At 64.1% G+C, this 19,190-nt stretch carries 24 protein-coding genes; 9 read left to right on the top strand and 15 right to left on the bottom strand.

Annotated features, from left to right (window positions below; genetic code table 11):
* The first annotated feature begins 11 nt into the window (after positions 1-11).
* A complete protein-coding gene (locus tag AC6H34_RS19250) occupies positions 12-797 on the top strand; it encodes an enoyl-CoA hydratase-related protein (RefSeq protein WP_497539780.1) in 786 nt (261 codons plus the stop codon).
* 78 nt (positions 798-875) lie between these two features.
* Positions 876-1,088: a hypothetical protein gene (locus AC6H34_RS19245; RefSeq protein ID WP_448148313.1), complete on the top strand. Its 213-nt coding sequence runs from the start codon at positions 876-878 to the stop codon at positions 1,086-1,088.
* 304 nt (positions 1,089-1,392) lie between these two features.
* Here AC6H34_RS19245 and AC6H34_RS19240 read toward each other — a convergent pair whose 3' ends face one another.
* A complete protein-coding gene (locus tag AC6H34_RS19240; RefSeq protein ID WP_497539779.1) occupies positions 1,393-2,046 on the bottom strand; it encodes a glutathione S-transferase family protein in 654 nt (217 codons plus the stop codon).
* Between the two features lie 94 nt (positions 2,047-2,140).
* Between AC6H34_RS19240 and AC6H34_RS19235 the strand changes: the two genes are divergently transcribed.
* A complete protein-coding gene (locus tag AC6H34_RS19235) occupies positions 2,141-2,650 on the top strand; it encodes a winged helix-turn-helix transcriptional regulator (RefSeq protein WP_497539778.1) in 510 nt (169 codons plus the stop codon).
* Positions 2,651-2,799: 149 nt separating this feature from the next.
* Here AC6H34_RS19235 and AC6H34_RS19230 read toward each other — a convergent pair whose 3' ends face one another.
* The 7 genes from AC6H34_RS19230 to AC6H34_RS19200 all read right to left on the bottom strand — a co-directional run bounded on the left by AC6H34_RS19230 (position 2,800) and on the right by AC6H34_RS19200 (position 7,852).
* Positions 2,800-3,747, bottom strand: a complete 948-nt coding sequence (locus tag AC6H34_RS19230; RefSeq protein WP_497539777.1) for a homoserine O-succinyltransferase — start codon at positions 3,745-3,747, stop codon at positions 2,800-2,802.
* 230 nt (positions 3,748-3,977) lie between these two features.
* Entirely contained in the window at positions 3,978-4,733 is a 756-nt protein-coding gene (locus tag AC6H34_RS19225) for a class I SAM-dependent methyltransferase (protein WP_497539776.1), read from the bottom strand.
* 43 nt (positions 4,734-4,776) lie between these two features.
* Positions 4,777-5,649: an NAD(P)-dependent oxidoreductase gene (locus AC6H34_RS19220; protein ID WP_497539775.1), complete on the bottom strand. Its 873-nt coding sequence runs from the start codon at positions 5,647-5,649 to the stop codon at positions 4,777-4,779.
* A 47-nt stretch (positions 5,650-5,696) separates the two neighbouring features.
* The gene (locus tag AC6H34_RS19215; RefSeq protein WP_497539774.1) at positions 5,697-6,491 is read right to left on the bottom strand and encodes a transporter substrate-binding domain-containing protein; all 795 of its coding nucleotides are present in this window, start codon (positions 6,489-6,491) and stop codon (positions 5,697-5,699) included.
* Positions 6,492-6,520: 29 nt separating this feature from the next.
* Entirely contained in the window at positions 6,521-6,769 is a 249-nt protein-coding gene (locus AC6H34_RS19210) for a DUF1289 domain-containing protein (RefSeq protein WP_497539773.1), read from the bottom strand.
* Between the two features lie 399 nt (positions 6,770-7,168).
* Positions 7,169-7,519, bottom strand: a complete 351-nt coding sequence (locus tag AC6H34_RS19205) for a YidB family protein (protein ID WP_448148320.1) — start codon at positions 7,517-7,519, stop codon at positions 7,169-7,171.
* A 27-nt stretch (positions 7,520-7,546) separates the two neighbouring features.
* Complete coding sequence (locus AC6H34_RS19200; protein ID WP_448148321.1) at positions 7,547-7,852, bottom strand: hypothetical protein; 306 nt, start codon at positions 7,850-7,852, stop codon at positions 7,547-7,549.
* 386 nt (positions 7,853-8,238) lie between these two features.
* Here AC6H34_RS19200 and AC6H34_RS19195 point away from each other — a divergent pair, with 386 nt between their 5' ends.
* Entirely contained in the window at positions 8,239-8,625 is a 387-nt protein-coding gene (locus AC6H34_RS19195) for a hypothetical protein (RefSeq protein WP_497539772.1), read from the top strand.
* Positions 8,626-8,843: 218 nt separating this feature from the next.
* Here the strand turns inward: AC6H34_RS19195 and cobS are convergent, their stop codons facing one another.
* Positions 8,844-9,644, bottom strand: coding sequence for an adenosylcobinamide-GDP ribazoletransferase (cobS, locus tag AC6H34_RS19190; RefSeq protein ID WP_497539771.1), 801 nt, complete (start codon positions 9,642-9,644; stop codon positions 8,844-8,846).
* Positions 9,645-9,864: 220 nt separating this feature from the next.
* Between cobS and cobT the strand changes: the two genes are divergently transcribed.
* From cobT to AC6H34_RS19175, 3 genes are all read left to right on the top strand, one after another.
* Entirely contained in the window at positions 9,865-10,890 is a 1,026-nt protein-coding gene (gene cobT, locus AC6H34_RS19185; protein ID WP_448148324.1) for a nicotinate-nucleotide--dimethylbenzimidazole phosphoribosyltransferase, read from the top strand.
* Positions 10,891-10,984: 94 nt separating this feature from the next.
* The gene (locus AC6H34_RS19180) at positions 10,985-11,284 is read left to right on the top strand and encodes a porin (protein ID WP_497539770.1); all 300 of its coding nucleotides are present in this window, start codon (positions 10,985-10,987) and stop codon (positions 11,282-11,284) included.
* A gap of 495 nt (positions 11,285-11,779) precedes the next feature.
* Complete coding sequence (locus tag AC6H34_RS19175) at positions 11,780-12,538, top strand: MBL fold metallo-hydrolase (protein ID WP_497539769.1); 759 nt, start codon at positions 11,780-11,782, stop codon at positions 12,536-12,538.
* A 109-nt stretch (positions 12,539-12,647) separates the two neighbouring features.
* On the opposite strand, the gene AC6H34_RS19170 is transcribed toward AC6H34_RS19175, so the two are convergent.
* Positions 12,648-13,250 (bottom strand): hypothetical protein, encoded by a 603-nt coding sequence (locus tag AC6H34_RS19170; RefSeq protein WP_448148327.1) that lies wholly within the window; start codon positions 13,248-13,250, stop codon positions 12,648-12,650.
* A 98-nt stretch (positions 13,251-13,348) separates the two neighbouring features.
* A complete protein-coding gene (locus AC6H34_RS19165; protein ID WP_497539768.1) occupies positions 13,349-15,244 on the bottom strand; it encodes a sigma-54-dependent Fis family transcriptional regulator in 1,896 nt (631 codons plus the stop codon).
* 227 nt (positions 15,245-15,471) lie between these two features.
* Between AC6H34_RS19165 and AC6H34_RS19160 the strand changes: the two genes are divergently transcribed.
* Entirely contained in the window at positions 15,472-16,524 is a 1,053-nt protein-coding gene (locus AC6H34_RS19160) for an NAD(P)-dependent alcohol dehydrogenase (RefSeq protein WP_448148329.1), read from the top strand.
* Positions 16,525-16,716: 192 nt separating this feature from the next.
* Positions 16,717-16,995, top strand: a complete 279-nt coding sequence (locus AC6H34_RS19155) for a ribbon-helix-helix domain-containing protein (protein ID WP_448148330.1) — start codon at positions 16,717-16,719, stop codon at positions 16,993-16,995.
* A gap of 35 nt (positions 16,996-17,030) precedes the next feature.
* Here AC6H34_RS19155 and AC6H34_RS19150 read toward each other — a convergent pair whose 3' ends face one another.
* From AC6H34_RS19150 to AC6H34_RS19135, 4 genes are read right to left on the bottom strand one after another with little or no spacing between them, the layout of a single operon-like run.
* A complete protein-coding gene (locus AC6H34_RS19150) occupies positions 17,031-17,207 on the bottom strand; it encodes a hypothetical protein (RefSeq protein ID WP_448148331.1) in 177 nt (58 codons plus the stop codon).
* Between the two features lie 17 nt (positions 17,208-17,224).
* Entirely contained in the window at positions 17,225-18,343 is a 1,119-nt protein-coding gene (locus AC6H34_RS19145; RefSeq protein WP_448148332.1) for a WD40 repeat domain-containing protein, read from the bottom strand.
* Positions 18,340-18,672, bottom strand: coding sequence for a hypothetical protein (locus tag AC6H34_RS19140; RefSeq protein ID WP_448148333.1), 333 nt, complete (start codon positions 18,670-18,672; stop codon positions 18,340-18,342). The genes AC6H34_RS19145 and AC6H34_RS19140 overlap by 4 nt, the downstream gene beginning before the upstream one ends.
* Entirely contained in the window at positions 18,669-19,142 is a 474-nt protein-coding gene (locus tag AC6H34_RS19135) for a hypothetical protein (protein WP_448148334.1), read from the bottom strand. Before AC6H34_RS19135 ends, AC6H34_RS19140 begins: the two co-directional genes overlap by 4 nt.
* Between the last annotated feature and the right edge of the window lie 48 nt (positions 19,143-19,190).

The following is a 19,190-nucleotide window of genomic DNA, read 5'->3' as shown; positions in this document are numbered from 1 at the left end:
AGGAAACGAGCATGGCTGAGCTGCTGGTCGAGACGGCGGGTGCGGTCCGGACACTGACCCTGAACCGCCCGGCCAGGCTCAATGCCTTCACCGCCTCCCTCCATGCCGAGTTGCGCAAGGCCCTCGCAGCCGCGATGGAGGATGAAGGCGTCAGGGTCATCGTGCTCACCGGATCGGGACGTGCCTTTTCCTCGGGGCAGGACCTCACGGAGGATCTGCCCCGCGATGCCGATGGCGGGATCGATCTCGGTCCTGCCCTGGAACGCGATTACAACCCGCTGATCAGGCAGATCGTCGGCGCACCCAAGCCGATCATCGCCGCTCTCAACGGCCCGGCCGTCGGGGCGGCCATGAACATCGCGCTGGCCTGCGATATCGTGCTGGCTGCGCGCTCCGCCAGCCTGCAGGAGGCATTTGCCCGCATCGCGCTCATCCCGGATGCCGGCGGCACCTGGATCCTGCCGCGCCTCATCGGCCCCAAGCGCGCGCTCGCACTCATGCTCACGGCCGAGCCCGTACCGGCTGAAGAAGCTCTTCGGCTTGGCCTCGTCTACAAGCTCTACGAGGACGCCACCTTCCCCGAGGAGGTCGCCGCCTTCGCAGTGCGGCTTGCCCAGGGGCCAGGCTTGGCGTACCGCCTGATGCGCGAGGCGGTGCTGGCCTCCAGCGGCAACGACCTCGAGACCCAACTGGCCCTGGAAGCCGCTCTTCAGCGCAAGGCCGGCGTCTCCCTCGATTTCAGGGAAGGCGTCGCAGCCTTTCTCGAAAAGAGGACGCCACGCTTCAAAGGCCGATGAAGCAAGCGTTGCACTTTGTTAAGATGTGTTCGTGGGGAATTTGGCCGAATATGGTGGTCTGTTGAGAGAGGGTTTATCTTGAGTCGCTCGCGCTGGATCCTGCTGACGCTGTTCGCCGTCATCGCCGTCGCCGCCATTTATGTCGGGATGAACCCCGAAATGGCGAGCCGTTATGCCCAGGCACAGCGCGATGCCGCCCTGAGTGCCGACAGCAAGGAGACGATCACGCTGGTGATCGGCCTCGCTATCGCGGCCTATCTTGGCTGGTTCTTCCTCATCCGCAAAAACTGAATTCGCCGGGACGCAGAAGCCGGCATGGCCGATCCGCGAAGCGCACGCCAGAAAAACGAAACCCCGCCATTGCTGACGGGGTTGCCTTGCGACAAAGACCGGGATCAAACCTTTCGGCGATGCGCCGGCCCTTTCATCTCGGTGAGCCTGCCCTCCAGTACATCCGTGGTAGGGCTGCTTCCTCGACCGGGTATCCAACGCGTCCGCCGGATCGCCCTTGTATGCGGATATAAGAGCGCCCTGTGACTATTTCAAGACAGCCCCGGCCCAGCGGCATCATATTCTGCGCTGCTGGCCGTTTCCTTCAATCCCTGTCGGGCGCGCCGAGCGGAAAGAACTTCCGATAGGGACGCGCTTCGGCCACCACGCGCTTCACCGAAGCGCGAGAGAGCAAGCGCGATCGATAGGCACGCAGTACAGGGTATTGCGGCCCGATCTCATGGGTCCAGTCCGCATAGAACAGGAAGGGCGCCGCGCCGCAGTCGGCGAGCGTGAAGGCGTCGCCCGCCGCCCAGTTGCGCCCGGCAAGCGTCGCGTCCAACCAGCCATAAGCCATCTCCAGAAGCTCCCGCGCTTCCTTGACACCGCGGGGATCCCGCTCGCCCTCGGGCCTCAACCTGTCATAGACGACCCGCTGCTGCGGAGCGGAAACGTATTGGTCGAAAACACGATCCAGAATGCGCACCTCGAGCGCAGCCCTCGGATCCTCCGGCAGCATCGGCACGGGACCGGGATGATAGAGCTGCAGATATTCGACGATGCAGCTCGTCTCCATCACCGTGCGAGCGCCGTCTGTCAGGACCGGGAAACGCCTGACGGGCCAGAGGCTCGCCAGCTCAGCCATGCTCTCGGCATCGGCCAGCATGCGAAACTCGAAGGGCGTGTCGTTTTCATACAGGGCGATCAGGACCTTCTGGCAGTTCGACGAGAAGGGATGAGCGTAAAGTGTCAGCGTCATTGCCCACTCCGGAAAGCATACTGATTGCAAATTGAAATCAGTTGCCTTCTAACCCGACCGATCCTATTTTGCAACCAGTATCGAGAGACTTCCCATGAATGCCGCGCACAGGTCGGGCTGCCCGATCAATCTGACCATCGAGATGCTGGGAGACCGCTGGAGCCTGATCATCATCCGGGACGTGATGTTCGGCAACCGCCGCCATTATCGAGAGCTTCTGAACCGGTCGGAGGAAGGCATCGCCTCCAATATTCTCGCCGACCGACTGAAGCGCCTGGTCGATCTAGGACTGTTGAGCCGTCGGGATGACCCCACGCACAAGCAGAAGGCGATCTACAGCCTGACGGAGCCAGCCATTCAGCTTGTGCCCCTCCTCGCCCATATGGGAGCATGGGGCCGCCGGCACACGCCGGTGTCGGAGCAGCTATCCATTAGGGCTCAATTGCTGGAAGAAGGCGGCCAGCCGATGTGGAATGCCTTCATGGACGAGCTGCGCATGCTGCATCAGGGCGCTCCCGATCCGGGCCGCTCGGTGTTCTCGGAACTACAGGCGGCCTATGACGAGGTGTGCGCCCGCCACGGAACGATCGAAACGGCACGGTGACGCCGTCGCGCCAGCCTCTCCTGTCACCTGGAATGGTGCACCATGCAGCTGGAGTAAAACGCTGTCAGGCTGAATCGCAGATCCAGCTTAACATTCGGATATCACAAGAATTTTTCGATTCGACCGATTCCGTCTGAAGGTAAAACAGGTTAGATTCCCGCGCCCAGATCGTGTTCGGGCCGGGGCGAGAGCGCCTCGAGATCGTAGAGCGTGTCGCGATAGAGCGTGGTGATCCAGTTCCAGAACATCAGATAGCCATAAGCCCGCCAGCTGTTGGCGGGATCGGACTCCGCGCGGTCGCCCGGGAAATAGTTGTGCGGCAGCGGCGTTGCCGGATTGAGCGAGAAGTCGCGCACGAATTCGTTGCGCAGCGTCTCGGTGTCGTATTCGAGGTGATTGAAGCAGAACACGTCGCCGGTCGGCACATGTTCGACCAGACCGATGCCGGTGAGCGGCGAGTCCGCCAGCACGCGCAACTCGGGCGTGGCCGCGATGCCGTCGGGGTCGACGCCCGTCCAGCGAGAAACCGGCGTCGGGAAGCTGTCGGGAAAGCCGCGCATCAGTTCGGAACGCGGCGCCTGCACGCGCTGCTCGAACACGCCGAACAGCTTTTCGGGGTACTGAATCTTCTCGATGCCATGATCGGCGTAGAGCAGCGCCTGTCCGCCCCAGCAGATGCCGAAGCGCCGGAACACGTTGTTGCGTGACCAGGCGAGGATTTCCTTCAATTCGCTCCAGTAGTCCACTTTCTCGAAAGGCAGCGTCTCGACCGGAGCGCCCGTGACGATCAACCCGTCGAAGCGTTCCTCCTTCACCTCGTCGAGCGTCCGATAAAAGGCCTTCAGATGCTCGAACGGCGTGTTTCGCGGCTGGTAAGTGGCTGTGGTGAGCAGGCTGAGTTCGATCTGAAGAGGCGTGTGGCTAAGCAGGCGGGCGATCTGCACCTCGGTGGCGATCTTGGTCGGCATCAGGTTGAGCAGGAGGATGCGCAGGGGGCGAATGTCCTGACGGAGCGCCGTGGCATCCGGGATGACTTCGACACCTTCCTGCTGAAGCGCAGCTTCAGCAGGAGACCGATCGGGAACTTTGATAGGCATACTCGTAACTTTCCCTGCAGCCGCCCGCCGAACCGGCACGCCGCGCCAAACCCGAACCACGGAGCGAGGCCCGCTGCGAGCACCAAGCGGCTATCTAAATCTTTTTGGTGAATTGTTAAGGGGAGGAATTTCTCGAAAGGGGCCAACAAAGCCTCGATACTGCGATCCGCATGAAAGCGGAAGGCGCCACCGTGATCGTAGAGCGAAAAACGCCCGCCGACCGCAAGCTCCTATCCGCCCGCAGCGCCGGACAACCGCCCGAACGGGATGATCTCCGGACTTTCGTGGCCGTGGGCCGTGCCGGCCCAGTCGCCGAACCATTCCAGCACTTCGAGTCCGGCCTTGCCTATCAGGTCGGCAAGCTGCTCCTGCGGCGGAAAGGCGATGGAGGAGCGGGCGGCAAACACGCGCTTGGTTCCAGAGAGTTCGTAGAAAGTCTCGTAGTGGGCCACCGCCGCCTCTTCGTCATAGGTCACATCGTTCCACGACAAAACTTCCCCCAGATACGGATCGGTGAAGACACGCCGGGAGAGATCCGGCATCCATTCCTGCCATTCGCGCGTCAGGGGATTGCGGCTGTCGAATATGAAGTGCCCCTGCGGCGTCAGGTGGGAGGCGATCGTTCGCAGGACGGCGAGCCTGTCGTCATCGGTAAGGAAGACCTGGAAGACATGCCCCGTCAGAACGATGAGGTCGAAGCGACTGCCGAGACGGATCGCGCGCGCATCGCCTTCGACCCAGCGCACATCATCGCCGCCGGGCCTTGCCCGGGCGATATCCAGCATGGCCTTCGCCGGGTCGACCCCGACGACATGCGGGATACCCTCCTTCGCCACGGCGGCGGCGAGCGCCCCCGTGCCGCAGCCGAGATCCAGAAAGGAAGCATGGCCCTTCGCCCGCTCCAGGCAGGCGGCCGGGCCGGCGTGCCAGCCATTGTCAATATCATAGAACCGCGCGAGGTCGGGATCCTCGTAAAGCCTGTCCATCGCGTTTCCCGGTCTCCTAAAAAAGCGAGGATGCCCTCGCCTTTCACCCCTTCTTCTCGAGCCTCGCCACCAGGCTCGAAGTATCCCAACGACTGCCGCCCATCACCTGAATGTCGGCATAGAACTGGTCGACGAGCGCCGTGACGGGCAACTGCGCGCCATTGTGCCTGGCGGTGGCGAGGCAGATGCCGAGATCCTTGCGCATCCAGTCGACGGCGAAGCCGAAGTCGAACTTGCCCTCGTTCATGGTCTTCCACCGGTTCTCCATCTGCCAGGACTGGGCGGCACCCTTGGAGATCACACCCATCACTTTCTCGAGGTCGAGCCCGGCTCTCTTGGCAAAATGGATGCCTTCCGAGAGGCCCTGAACCAGGCCCGCAATGCAGATCTGATTGACCATCTTGGTCAACTGGCCGGCGCCTGCAGGGCCCATCAACTGGCAGGCCTTCGCATAATGGGCGATCACCGGCTCGACCCTGGCATAGACATCGGGATCGCCCCCGCACATCACGCCGAGGACGCCATTCTCCGCGCCGGCCTGGCCGCCCGAGACGGGCGCGTCAATGAAGCCCAGGCCAAGCTTACCGGCAGCGGCGTAGAGTTCGCGCGCGACATCGGCGGAGGCGGTGGTGTGATCGACGAAGACGGCGCCCTTCTTCATGCCCGAAAAGGCACCCTGCGGGCCTGTCGTCACCGAGCGCAGGTCGTCGTCATTCCCGACGCAGGCGAAGACGAAATCCGCATCCCGGGCCGCCTCGGCGGGAGCCGCGGCGCTGGCATTGCCGAACTTCTCGACCCAGGCCTGTGCCTTGGCCGGCGTGCGGTTGTAGACGGTCATCTCGTGGCCGCCGCGCACGGCCAGATGCCCCGCCATCGGAAAGCCCATGACGCCAAGGCCGAGAAACGCCACTTTCATCGCAGAACTCCGGTATCTGATCGGCGAGCCGAGGCCGCCGGTGTGAATCAATAAATCGAGAACGGGAAATATTTGTCGTTGATGGTCTTGTACGTACCATCCGCCACGATATCGGCAATCGCCTTGTTCAACTTTTCCTTCAGGTCCGTATCGTTCTTGCGCACGGCGATAGCCTCGCCCTCCCCGAAATACCGGGCGTATTTGACGAGATCGACATCCGCCTTGACCTCGCAGCACACGGTGTCCGGTCTGCTCAGCCAGTTGGAAAGCAGGATCTTGTCGGAAAAGACGGCATCGAGCTTACCGATCGCAAGATCCGCATCCGCCTCTTCCTGCGTCTGATAGGACCTTATCTGCGCTCCGCCCGGCTGGATCTCGCCCTTGAGAAAGGCGGCCTGCACGGTATCGCCCTGGACGCCGATCACCCTGCCCTTCAGTCCCACGGCATCCCAGGCGGTTATGCTGGAATCCTTGCGGGCAGCGAAGCTGGAGGGACGATCGTAATATTTGTCGGTGAAGGCAACCTGACGCTTGCGCTCCTCGGTGATCGCCATCGAGGAAACCACGGCGTCGTACCTGCCGCCGTTCAGGCCCGGGATGAGACTATCCCAGTTCGCGGGTTCGATGGTGCATTGGGCCTGCATCCTGGTGCAGAGCGCCCTTGCGATGTCGATGTCGAAACCGCCGGGCTGGTCCTGGGCGTCGAGATAGTTGAAGGGCGCATAGTCGGCTTCGGTCGCGATCCTGATCGTCTTCCACTCCTTGGCCGACGAAGGACCGGCCAGCAGAGTCACGGCAAGGAGGGCGAGAACAGGGAATCGAGACTTGCTTGAGCGTTTCATGCCGCCAATCCGGCACGCAAATATGGCGTTCATATGCGATTGCGCCGACGGGTGCGCACGCGCGCCGCCATCATCGCGTCGAAGGCCTCGCGCGCCGCCTGGAGTGCCGGCGTCTCGCTGAAGCGCGAGGGGAGACCTTCCATCAGGGCAAGGCGCTCGGGTTCCGTCATTTCTACCCAGCGCCCGATCTCGAGGCTGGTGCGGCCGCAACCGATGCAAAAACCGCTGGCCGGATCGATGCGGCAAATCGCGACACAAGGAGTGGAGGTGATCTGCATGGCTTGGGAAGGATTACCGCAAGAGGCAACAGGCGTTTGAAACAGCGAGCGAACCGGCGCCCCGACATGAGCGTTTGGTGTCGGGATACGCCGCATATATCATCGAACTACGCGATATGAGGCGGACCGGCAAGTTTATCAAGCTGCCGGGCCGCCGTGGCTTGCAGTTCCACGCCCTCCCTACCGGACTGGTGTCCGCTGCCGGGAACAGCCTACCGTATTAAGCGCGAAGGACTGGTATCGGATCGTCCGCCTCTTCGACACTGCGACACGTATCTGCAAGGCTGTCCCTCATTCTCAGGACATGGGCGCTCCGCCGCGTTGCCTGTCGTTCCGTGCCAGGGCGGATCCGATGGAGGGCGGTTCTTCGGCCACCCCTCCTCGGTGCTCCATTCCCAATCAAGTCGGCTGGCCGCCGTGCAGAGCGGCGATGATCTGGGGCAGGTTGTCGGCGACGAATTGATTGGCTTTCGTCGGATCGATACCGAATTTCTGGGCGAGCGAATTGACCATCGACGTCCCAAGCGTCTGCTCGATCTGTTCCGCCGTCACCTTCTGGTTCGGCCCGTCGCTCATCCATGAAGCGACCGCCTGCCCCAGGCCGCCCTGTTCGAGTTTCTCGACGAGACCCTGCGTACCATTGATGCCGTGCTGCGAGAGCACGTCGGGTAGATGCTGGGCCAATTGGCCCATCGCCGACTGGCCCGCTGGGCTTTCGGCCAGATTGATCAAGTTATCGAACAGTCCCATTTTCATCGGCTCCTTGCTGCACTGCTCTTACTGCGCGGGCGCGGGGGTAGGTGCCGGTGGCACCGGGGCCGGCTCGGCATGGGTGATCTCGTCGGGATACTTCTTGGCCTGAAGCTTGGCGGCATCCGCTGCCTTCTGCCTTTTCTTCAATTCGTGTCCGGCCACACAGCCACCCAAGGCGCCGAGCACGGCGTGATGGCCGGCATAATGCCCGGCAATGCCGCCAGCAACGGCTCCTGAAATGCAACCTACAGCTTGGGCGGGTTGAGTGCTTGCGGGCAAAAGGGCTGGCAGCACGAGGGCGAGACAGAGATAGGCGGACGACGTACGCATGGATCCATCCACGAGACTTCTACGAGCGCCCAGCCCACACAGACGATAGCCAACTGTTACGGAAGGTCAATGCTGCCCTTTTGGGTAGTGAGACTGGCAGGAGAGACGAGGTGCTCGCAATGCCTCGCCCCGGCTTCGAGGGGGAACATGTCATCCAACGACCGCAAAGAGCGAAGCCCTGCAGCCACGACGAGGGACGGGACCGGGCCTCCTGCTTCGAACGGCCGGGACGGCCGGACATTGACTACAGTCAAAACCGGTGTCTTTTGCTTCGAGCCAGGAATTCGGCCGTCGTTGCGCGGGAACCCTGAAGCGTCAGCCATGACGGCGTCCATGCCGAGGCCTCATACTGATCGCGGCCCGGATTGGGGCCGATAGGAGGCAAGATGAACCGACTTGTAACTGCTGCGATGGCGCTGGCGACGACGTTCGGCTTCGCCGATGCGGGCCACGCCGCTAGTAAACTGTCCGTCTCGTTCAGTTGGTGCAGCAGCACGCCGGCGACCAAGGTCAGCGGTATTCCAAAGGGCACGACGAAGCTGAAATTCCTGCTGAAAGACCATCAGGCGTCCGGCTACCATCACGGTGGCGGCACCTTCCCCGTATCCGGGCCGTCGGTATCGATCCCCTGCAACGGCCTCCAGTCCCGCGACTTCGAGGGCCCTCATCCGCCCCCACCGCAGATCCATGACTATGAGTGGATTGTCACGGCGGTGGATTCCAGCGGGAATACGGTCGGCACCGGATCAGCGGTGCGCAAGTTCCCGCAGTGATCGATCGGCCTGGGGTGGATCGTTCCTTGTCCAGGTGTGGCAGCCACGGCCTCAGGGCGGACCTTAATCTTGCGATTGACGACCACGCCTGCCGCCTTCCGGCGGGCGCTTTTCACATCTGCCAGATACCGTCCCATCCAAATGTCATTCGGCTTTTGGATCAAAGCGATGGGCCGAAGATGCCATATATCGGCATGAATGCTCCGTGACTTTCCCAATTACGAGCGCCAGCCCAGCGGCGCCAGCGCGCCAGCAAGAAAGGCGATCTCCGCCAGCATGACGGCCGCGCCGCAGACGTCACCCGTCTGCCCGCCGATCTGCCATCGGGCCAGCCGGGCCACGCCATAGGCCGCAAGGAAGGCGAGCGCCGGCGCGAGGATCGCCTCGACGTGGCCCGTGGCGATCCAGGCAAGCAGTGCTCCCGCAACCAGGGAGGGAGCCGCCCCAAGCCGCCAGGCGTCCAGGGAGAGCCGGCCGGCCGCCGCTCCGGCGCCGTCGCTGCGGGCAGGCGACAGCAGCACCAGCGGCAGAAGCCCGGCGATGCGTGAAACGGCCACGGCGGCGATGAGGACGAGACTGGCAGCGGGCGCGCCGCTCGCAGCGGTCAGCACCGAGGCGAGCAGGGAAATCTTAGCCATCAGCCCGAGGACCAGCGCCGCGGCACCGTAGGAACCGATGCGCGAATCGCGCATGATTTCGAGCTTGCGCTCCATGGTTCGTCCGCCGCCGAACCCGTCGGCGAGATCGGCGAGACCATCCTCATGCAGGGCACCCGTCATCACCACCAGCGCCGCGACGGCGAAAATCGCGGCAGGCGTGGGCGGCAAGCCGAGAAAGCTGGCAAGCACCAGCACGATGGCTGCGCCGATACCCAGCGCCGCCCCCGCCAGGGGTGTCACCGGGGCGAGACGTTCCATGTCGGGTCGCCCGTGAGGATCGATCTCGAAGTCGAACTCCGGCACGGGCAGCCGTGACCAGAAGCGCACGGCCTGGAGGAAGCTGGAGGGGATATCATTCACGGCAACGGCGCTTCCGGCATTCGCGGATGAATTCCAATTCGTTCGCGGATAGATATTCCATTGGCGTGCCCCGCACCAATGGCCGATGTCAATTGGATAGTTGTCCGGGGTTCCAACATGCCCGTCGTCCCTGGCGCAGCCGCAGTCGCCTCGCGGCCTTTGCGCAAATCCCCCATCGGTCTATAAGCCCCGTATCCCCTCCCTTCGAAAGCGTCCTTCCATGGCTCTTGCCGGCACCGCCCTGCCCTTCGACGATATCCGCGACCTCGCCCGCTCCATGCCCGCGCTCGATTCGGAAGCCGTGGCGAAGGTGCGCCAGCGTGACGGCCAGTTGACCAAGCCGCCGGGCAGCCTGGGGCGCCTGGAAGGGCTCGTCGAATGGCTCGCGGCCGTCCAGGGCAAGGCGCCGCCCACGGTGTCCCGCCCGCTGGTGGCGATCTTCGCCGGCAACCACGGCGTCGTGGCACGGGGCGTCTCACCCTATCCACAGGAAGTTACCAGGCAGATGCTGGAGAACTTCTCGGCGGGCGGGGCCGCGATCAACCAGATCTGCACCGCCTTCGATCTCGGCCTCAAGGTCTTCGACCTCGCGCTCGACATTCCCACGGGCGACATCACGGTCGAGGCCGCGCTGGACGAGAAAGCCTGCGCCGCCACCATGGCCTTCGGGATGGAGGCAGTGTCCGGCGGCATCGATCTCCTGGTCCTGGGCGAGATGGGCATCGGCAACACGACCATAGCCGCAGCGATCTACCACGCCCTCTACGGCGGCGAGGCCGGCCATTGGGTTGGCCGCGGCACAGGCGTCGACGATGCGGGCCTCGCGCGCAAGACCGCCGCCGTACGCGATGCCGTCGCCTTCCATCAAAGCCATGTGAAGGATCCGCTCGAAGTACTGCGCCGCCTCGGGGGCCGCGAAGTCGCCGCCATGGCTGGAGCCATCCTGGCCGCTCGCAGCCAGCGGGTCCCCGTCGTGTTGGATGGCTATGTCGTCTGCGCGGCCGCGGCCATTCTGCACGCCATGGACCCGGCCCTGCTCGACCATTGCGTGGCGGGTCATGTCTCGGCCGAGGGGGCGCACGCCGACGTACTGGAGCGGCTCGGCAAGAAGCCGCTGCTTGATCTCGGCATGCGACTCGGCGAAGCATCGGGGGGTGCGCTGGCGGTTTCGCTGATCAAGGCGGCACTGGCCTGCCACACCGGAATGGCGACGTTCGCCCAGGCCGGCGTGACGGACAAGGCGTAACATACCGTTACATTCTGTGTAGGGATGGGGCGGCCTTCGCCGCAAAGTGATCACGATCGCACGGTAAACGCGGACGTGATCGGAGGAGTCGATTATGTTCAGGACGATTACGGCGGCCGCCGCGGTGCTTGCCCTCGCGGCGCCGGCACTCGCCGGCGAGAAGATGGATCCGCGCTGCAGCCAGTACGGCGCAGGCTTCGTGTATTCCCCCGACACCGGCATGTGCATCAAGGTCAGCGGCGAATTGCGTGCCGACTACGGTTTCAGCCGTCAGACGGGTTTCGGCAAGCAGAGCGGCTTCGGCTCCAGCGTGAAGGGCCAGATCGACGCGTGGGGCAACAGCGACTTTGGTCCGTTCCGGGCCGTCATCGAGCCGACGGCCCGCAAGTTCTGATCGCGCCGGGAGACTTGGCGCAATCGCTTCAAATCGCAAAGAGACGTCTGGACAAAGAGTTAGGCCGAGAAGGCATGCTGGCCTGAGCGGATTTTTGCCGTGGCGCCTGCCAGACCCGCCGGTCCACTCGGAGACTCGAGATCGTCGAGGTGGAGGTCTCACCATAGGCCCGTCTCCCCCCGCCGGACGCTGCAGATCAAGTCTAAAATTTAGCGGCTTTCGTGCTCGCCATGTGCGTTTTCGCACAGACCGTTTGATGATTTTGTGACGTCTCGCGGGACAGTGCGGCCTCGCGGCGCCTGGGGGCTTTCTTTGAGTTGAAGTCTCCCGATATTTCAGTCCATACCCGTCATGCGGGTAGGTCATTCAAACGGCCATGCAGCGCCACAAGAGAACAGGCGACCCGGTCGCTCAAGATAGAACAGACTCCGGCATGAGGCACATACAGCGTTTCCTTGCCCCCCTATCCCCAGCATCCGGTCAGGACGCCCTGCCATGCGCGTAACAGTGGTGGGATGTGGCGATGCATTCGGGTCGGGCGGTCGATTCAATACCGCCAGCCTGGTCGAGATCGAGGATCCGCAGGACGGAAAGCGCGTCTGCCTTCTGGATTGCGGCGCCACCACGATGACGGCGCTGAGCGCCATGGGCATCGATCCCGACCGGATCGACCTCATTATGCTGACCCATCTGCACGGCGACCATTTCGGTGGCATTCCCTTCCTGCTCCTCGATGCCCAGTGGGTACGCAGGCGCACACGCTCCCTGCGCATCATCGGCCCGCCCGGCACGATCGAGCGTGTCTCCACCACCATCGAGGCGCTTTTTGCCGGCGCTACCATGGAAACACCCTGGAGCTTTGCCTGGAGCGTCGAGGACATGGCGCCCGGCACCCATCGCGAGGCCCACGGCTTCTCCATCCGCACCACCGAGGTCATCCATCCCTGCGGCGCCCCCGCCACCGCCGTCCGCCTCGAGGCCGGCGGCAAGGTTTTCGTCCATTCGGGCGACACCGAATGGACGGAGGCACTGCCCGTCATCGCCAGGGGAGCCGACCTGCTCTTCCTCGAATGCTTCGCCACGGAAGAGACGCCGCCGCACCTCGACTATCAGCGCCTGCTCTCCCGGCGGGGCGATTTCGACGCCAAGCGCGTGGTGCTGACCCATATGGGACCGAGCATGCTCGACTATCGCGACCAGGTCGACCGCACTTTGTTCGCTCTTGCCGAAGACGGCATGGTCATCGACGTCTGAGGGCGAACTCCGGAATCTTCCGGACGATAGGCGCCGACCTCAATGCCATTTCCTTCGGCAGTGCGGGCAATGCCGCGCCTTCTCGATGCGGTTCCGGCACCCCCACTGCTCACATCGGCGGGGCGGAGCCGTTCTGGCCGATGGCGACGTTGTTCGTCTTCCAGCCCTTTCCGTCCGCCTGCGCCGCGATGAAGACCTGCACGCCTGGCTTGATGTCGGCATGCCGAGCCGCATTGAACTGCACGACGGGCACATCGGGCGGGATCACGATCTTGCGGCTGCCCCCGGGAAAGGTCAGTGTCAGTTCACGTCCCTTGGCATCGGCGGTGACCTCGCCCGTCACCGTGCCGTTCGTCATGCGCGCGCCGGGCTGCGAATCCCAGTCACGCTCGCCCTCCCCGCTCTTCACGCCCGGAGGAAAGACATGGACCTCCAGCGAACGGCCCACGCCGTCTGCCTGGGGCACCTGCGCCGTGCCGATGAAGCTGCCGGTATGGATGGCTTCGACGCCGATCGGAACGACTACCCGCACGCGCCAGTCGGGCGTCAACGCCACCGCCACGGTCTGACCATCCCTGGTCTTGAGGCTGAGCGTGCTGCCGTCGAGCGACGCGACCTCTCCACGGAGGATCTTGCGCGGCGCATCCTGGGCCGCGGCTGGCATGATCAAGGCGAGCGCGACGGCGCCGCCCAGCCAAACTGAATAGGTCATCGTTCGCACTCCCTGCTCCCGAGCACGGCGCAGCATAGAGATCCGGAGCGGAGGCGCGATTCACTTTGGCGCGAGCGGAAATCCGGAAGCTCGGCTGTTCAGGAATGAACTTCTTCCGCGTTCACGCGATCGTCCGCGACATGCTTGTAGACGGTGGTGCGTGACAGGCCGAGTTGGCGAGCCGTGGCGGAGACATTGCCCTCCGTCGCCGCGAAGATCGCTCGGATCTCACTGCATCGGCGACTCGCAAGGGGGTTCTGGCGGCAAGCTGGACAAGCGGTGCCGCTTCGCTCCAACGGAATCTCATCAAGCGCTGCCTCGTCTATGAAACCGCCCTTGCCCCGGATCAGGGCCTTCTGGAGCGTGCTGCGCAACTCGCGGATATTGCCCGGCCAGGGGCGGCGGCGCAGCAGCCCTATCGCCGCATCGGTGATCGCGGTTCCCGGCGCGAGCTTCTGCACGAGGTGTTGAGCGACGAGCGAGAAGTCCGTGCGCGCGGCCAGTGGCGGCAAGGCAATGGTGAGTGCGGCGAGTCGGTAGAACAGGTCCGAGCGGAAGCTGCGGTTCGCCACGAGTTCGCGAAGGTCCCGGTTCGTGGCGGAGACGATCTGTACGTCGACCCGGTGGCTGCGTTGCCCACCCACGGGCCGGACCTCCATGGAATCGAGGAAGCGCAGTAGTGCCGTCTGGGCCGGTAGGGGAATGTCGGCGACTTCGTCCAGAAACAGCGTGCCCTTGTGCGCGGCGCGGGCGAGACCTGAGGAGCCCTCGTTGCGCGCGTTGGTGAAGGCCCCTCGCTCGTGCCCAAAGATCTCGGCGATGAACAGCGTTTCCGTGATGGCACCGCAATTGACGGCCACGAAGGCGCCGTCCCGGCCGCTTACGTCGTGGATATGGCGGGCCATCAGTTCCTTGCCCGTTCCGGTCTCGCCGGTGATGTGGATGGGCATCTGCATCGCCACCGCCTGGGGAATATCGGCAATCGCATGCCTCAGGCTTTCGTCGTCGCAAATGAAATCGGGCTTGGGGGAGCCTGCAGCCGGGACGGAACGGATGGGGATAGGCGATGTGGCCAGGAGCAGAGAGCGGCGCTGGCCGATCTGGCGGCAGACCATGAGGACGGCGCTTCCGGCCCGGTCACGAATGGTGACCACACCGCCGTTGAGAAGCGTGTCGATCGTCCGCCCGAAATCGCCGTCGAAAAGATCCTGGAAGGTGCTGCCGGCCACCGTCGGCAATCCCGCCAGCAAGGCGATGCCGGGCCTGTTGAGGGCGGCGACGATGCCGTCGCGCGAGATGGCGAGAAGTCCGGCGGACAGGGTGTCGAGATACTCGCCTCGTGGATGAAAGGCGAGGATGAAGCTCTCCGGGCAGTCCTGGAAGATCAACCCGTTCTCGATCTGCGCGGCGGCCATCCGCACCAGTGCGTGCGTGTGCTGCTGGCGCGCTTCGTTGGCGCAGGAAGCGTCGAGGAGCCCGATCACCTGGCCGCGTGAATCGAGGATGGGCGAGGCCATGCAACTCAGATGCCCATGGCAGGTGAAGTAATGCTCGCGTCCATAGATCGCGACGGGCTGCCCCGCCATGGCGGCAAGGCCCAGGGCATTGGTGCCCCTGTTGCTCTCGTCCCACCGGCTGCCGGGGATGATGGCCCGGCCCGCGGCGCTGTCGGCAAAGACGGGATCGCTGATCGTGTCGAGCACCATGCCCGAGGCATCGCCGAGGGCGATCATGAAATTGGAACCGGCGATCTGGGAGTAGAGAAGCTGCATCTCCGCCAGGGCGAGCCGGCGCAGCCCCTCCGTCGCTTCGCGCTTTCGGCGGACCTCGGCGAAGGGCAGCACCTCCTCGCGGGGCTTCGCATTGGGATCGAGCCCGTTCTCGCGGCAGCGCTGCCAGCTCTCCGCAACCAGTTCGGGCAACAGCCCGGCCGGAAAACGCTCGCCGCGCTCCAGTGCGAATCTGGCGCGATCCATGCTCGACAGATGCTGCATGGTTCCTCCCGGCACCTTCCTGTTTTCTCCGAGTATCAGCCGAATTGCACAAACCGCAATGACCAGAAACTGGACAGTCTCCCTGTCCAGCCTGTCCACGCCGTGGACGCGGCATTTACGCAACGAGGCAGATAACCCTTTGATTTATCGACGCTCCATCGCCTGGCACGACGGTTGCTGTACTTCCTGGACTGGCCGGTCAAGGCACAGCTTGTGGAGGAAACGACATGAAGGCCCAGGTTCTGGAACGCTATGACGACGACCTGAAGTCCAATGAATGGGTGACGCTCAAGGACGTTCCCGATCCGAAGATCGAAAAGTCCAACGACGTCATCGTGCGCATCGGCGGTGCGGGCGTCTGCCGCACGGACTTGCACATCATCGAGGGTGTCTGGCGCCCGCACATGGATCCGAACGCCAACCAGTTGCTGCCGCTGATCATGGGCCATGAGAATGCCGGCTGGGTCGAAGAGGTCGGCAAGGAGGTCGAGGGCATCAAGGTCGGCGATCCCGTGATCGTGCATCCCAAGATTTCCGGCGGCACCTGCCTGGCCTGCCGGCGCGGCATGGACATGCATGCCCCCGGCAAGTTCCCCGGCCTCGACTGTAATGGCGGCTACGCGCAATACCTCTGCACCTCCGAGCGCAACATCGTGCCCCTGCCCCGGTCGCTGGCGCCGAAGGAAGTGGCTGCCTATGCCGACGCCGGCCTCACCGCCTATCGCGCGGCCAAGAAGGCCACCCGCCATCTGCTCCCCGGTGAAAGCTGCGTGGTGATCGGAGCCGGCGGCCTGGGGCATATCGGCATCCAGTGCCTCAAGGCCATGTGCGCGGCAGACGTCATCGTGGTCGACAAGTCGGATGCCTCCCTGCAACTCGCCGGCAAGATCGGCGCCGACAAGCTGGTCAAGGCAGACGGTAACGAGGTCGAGGCCGTGCTCGCCCTCACCGGCGGCGCCGGTGCGGAAGCCGTGATCGATTTCGTCGGCGAGAAGGGCACCACCGCAAAGGGGCTGGCCATGACGCGCTCGGCCGGCAGCTACTATGTTGTCGGCTATGGCGAGGATATCAGGATCCCCACCGTGGACATGGTGATCACCGAGAAGAACATCGTCGGCAACCTCGTCGGCACCTGGGCCGAACTCGTGGAGCTGATGGCCCTGGCCGATCGCGGACTGGTGGAACTGACCACCGTGGAATACTCGCTGGCGGACGCCAACCGGGCCCTGCACGACCTTCACAACGGTCGCATCCACGGCCGCGCCGTTCTTATTCCTTGATTGTGTGCCTGAGTGTTCGAAGCGTATCGGCACACCGCCCAGCCGCCGGGAATCCCCGGCGGCTGGGCGAATACCGGTATCCGAAAAGTCGCCCCCGCTGCGAGTGCCGTTTCTGCGACTTCCCGCTCGGAAGACGGCACTGGTTCCGGCCAAGATATCAAAAAGGGACAGAAAACCATGGGGAGGAACGCCATGTGTGGCGTGATCACGAGTCACAGCCCGCGCCGCTTCCAGCAGGTGAGCCGTTCGCTGCGGATCGCCGGCCAATCGACGACCGTCCGGCTCGAGCACGCCTTCTGGGCCGTCCTCGACGAAATCGCCGAGGACGAGGGAACCACGACCGCCCGCCTCCTCTCGACCCTTCATGAAGAGGCGCTGGAATTCCACGACGAAATGCCGAACTTCGCTTCGCTGCTTCGCACGGTGTGCCTGCTCTATCAGGAAGGACGACTTGCAGCACGGCCGGTCTGAAGCACCCCGGGGAGGTCGGCCCTCATTCCCCTGCTTCAATTCACCTGCTCCGGCTTCTTCATGCGGTCCTCGGCGATCCAGCGGGCCGCGAGGACCAGCGCGCCCATGGCGAAATCCTTGCCGTGGCGCTCGATCATCCGCTGCGCAATGGCCTCGAGTTCCTTGAAGAAGAGATCCTTGCTCTGCTCTTCTGACAGTTTCTGTTCGGTCATGTCGATCTCCCTGGAATTCACTTGAAAAGCTGGGGCGGAAAGGTGAGGAGCGCGGCGCTGCCCTCACTGTCGCCGACCGCAAGGTGCCGGCCGTCACCGGTCCAGGCCAAGGCCGTCACCGGTGCGCCTGCGACCCTGACGACGAGTTCATCCTCGCTGCGCAACTGGGCGACGACGATCTGGCCGTTTGCGTAGGCCGCCGCCACGAGATCCCGACGCGGATGGGCGGCCACGACGTCGACCGCCACGAGTCCGGGACGTCCCGTGGCAATCGCCTCGCCTGCCATGCCGTCCTGGAGCAGCCACGCGGCGATGCGATAGGCGCCAGACGCGATGAGTGCGTTGACCGGGACGCTCCATGAAAGACTGCCGACGGGCTTGGGAAAATTCATCACCGTGTGGGTGCTGCCGCGCGCCGCGCCGATCAGGCTGAAGCCGCCGGTCGCGAGTCCGCAGGCGACGTGGCTGCCGCTCTCATTCCAGCACAGCGAGATGGGGGGTGCCGGCAGGGCCGTCACCCGCAGAGCGAACGAGGCGCCTTCCAGCGTCCAGATCGCGAGCTCCTGGCCGCACAGGCCGGCAATGTGCGTTGAATCGGGAGAAATGGCGAGGGCGTCGATGGCATCCCCGTCCTCGAAACGGCTCTTCGCCACGGCCTCGCGTCCGCGCGCGACATAGAGGTGCTCGCCATCCGTAGCCACGGTGAGGCCCGCGAGCGTGCCCCGGTGGTCGAGCGAAATCACCCTTCCGCCGACATTGAACAGGGTATCTCCGGCCTCGCCCTGCGCGCTGAGGCGCTTCACCTCGCCTGCTTCGGTACCGATGATGAAGGATGCCGCGACGTAGGGTGCCAGCGGCACGGCGCCGCCCGATTGCCCGGCGGTGCCGATGAGGGGCATCGGCGGCTTGCTGCGCGGGAGGATCCGCATCTGGCCGAGATCGCCGCTGATGCGAATTCGGCTCTCGGGCGTCTCGGCTTCCGCCACCGGGCCGAGGGCGACGGACCCGTCCGCGGCTGCGAAGGCCACCGTGGAAAGATCCGGGCTGAATCGAATATCCGTGATCGCGGCCGGGCGCTGCCAGGTTCGTCCAAGGAGTTCGAAGAGGCCGAGGCCGGGTCTGCTATGTTCGTTCATCGTTTGCCTCCCGCGAGGCCGGCCATCGCAATCGCGAGCTGCCGATCGATTTCGGCGATCTCCTGCTCGCAATCTTCAAGAAGGCCGGCACATTCATTCTGGTTCTGCTGGGCCGCGGCGAACTGATCACGGGCCGTCTCAAGGGCATCGGCGAGGTCCGCGTCCGAAGGGCGGCGCTGCAGCTCCAGCTCGATGCGCAGCATTTCCATCTCCACGCCCGCGAGCTGCTGCGTCGACTTCAGGATCCGGGCGTTGAGGGTTGCCGCCTCGCCGACGGCGGCGAGCCGCCTGGTCAGCAGATCGGCGCGATGGAGATCCTGCTCGCTCATACCGCCTCCTCCCCCGTCCCGCCGCCGCTCGAAGGATCCTCGAGGCCGGCGAGCATGGCCGGCAGGTTCGGCAGCTGCGCCATGAACTGCCGCTCGGCCATCTGCACATGGCTTCGCAGCTGATCCCAGATATCGACGCGCAACAGCGAGGAACTGTCGCCGATCAGGCGCTCGACATCCTCGATACGGAACTGTCGCGACAAGGCGACGCCCGAGAAGACGAAGTCGCGCAACAGAATGGCATGCCTCTCCACGAAGACGTGGATCAGGGGATGGGTGTCCTGCGTCACCCCCTTCGCCGCGAGCTCCGCGATCATGAAGTCCTGGAAATGGCGCTGCAGGCGGAACTGGCTCTCGCCGAGGAACTTCATCGAGAAAATCAGGTCGCGGGACATCAGGCCCAGAAGTTCAGTCGAGACGTCACCACGTGGCGGTTCGAAGTCCGGTGATGGGGCGTTGGTGCGAGACATCGCAACGATCCCGTAAATCAAAATCCAATAAACACCGTTATTCTCAAA

Source organism: Labrys sp. ALF-8 (assembly GCF_059699065.1).
This window is presented reverse-complemented; position numbering and strand designations above follow the sequence as displayed.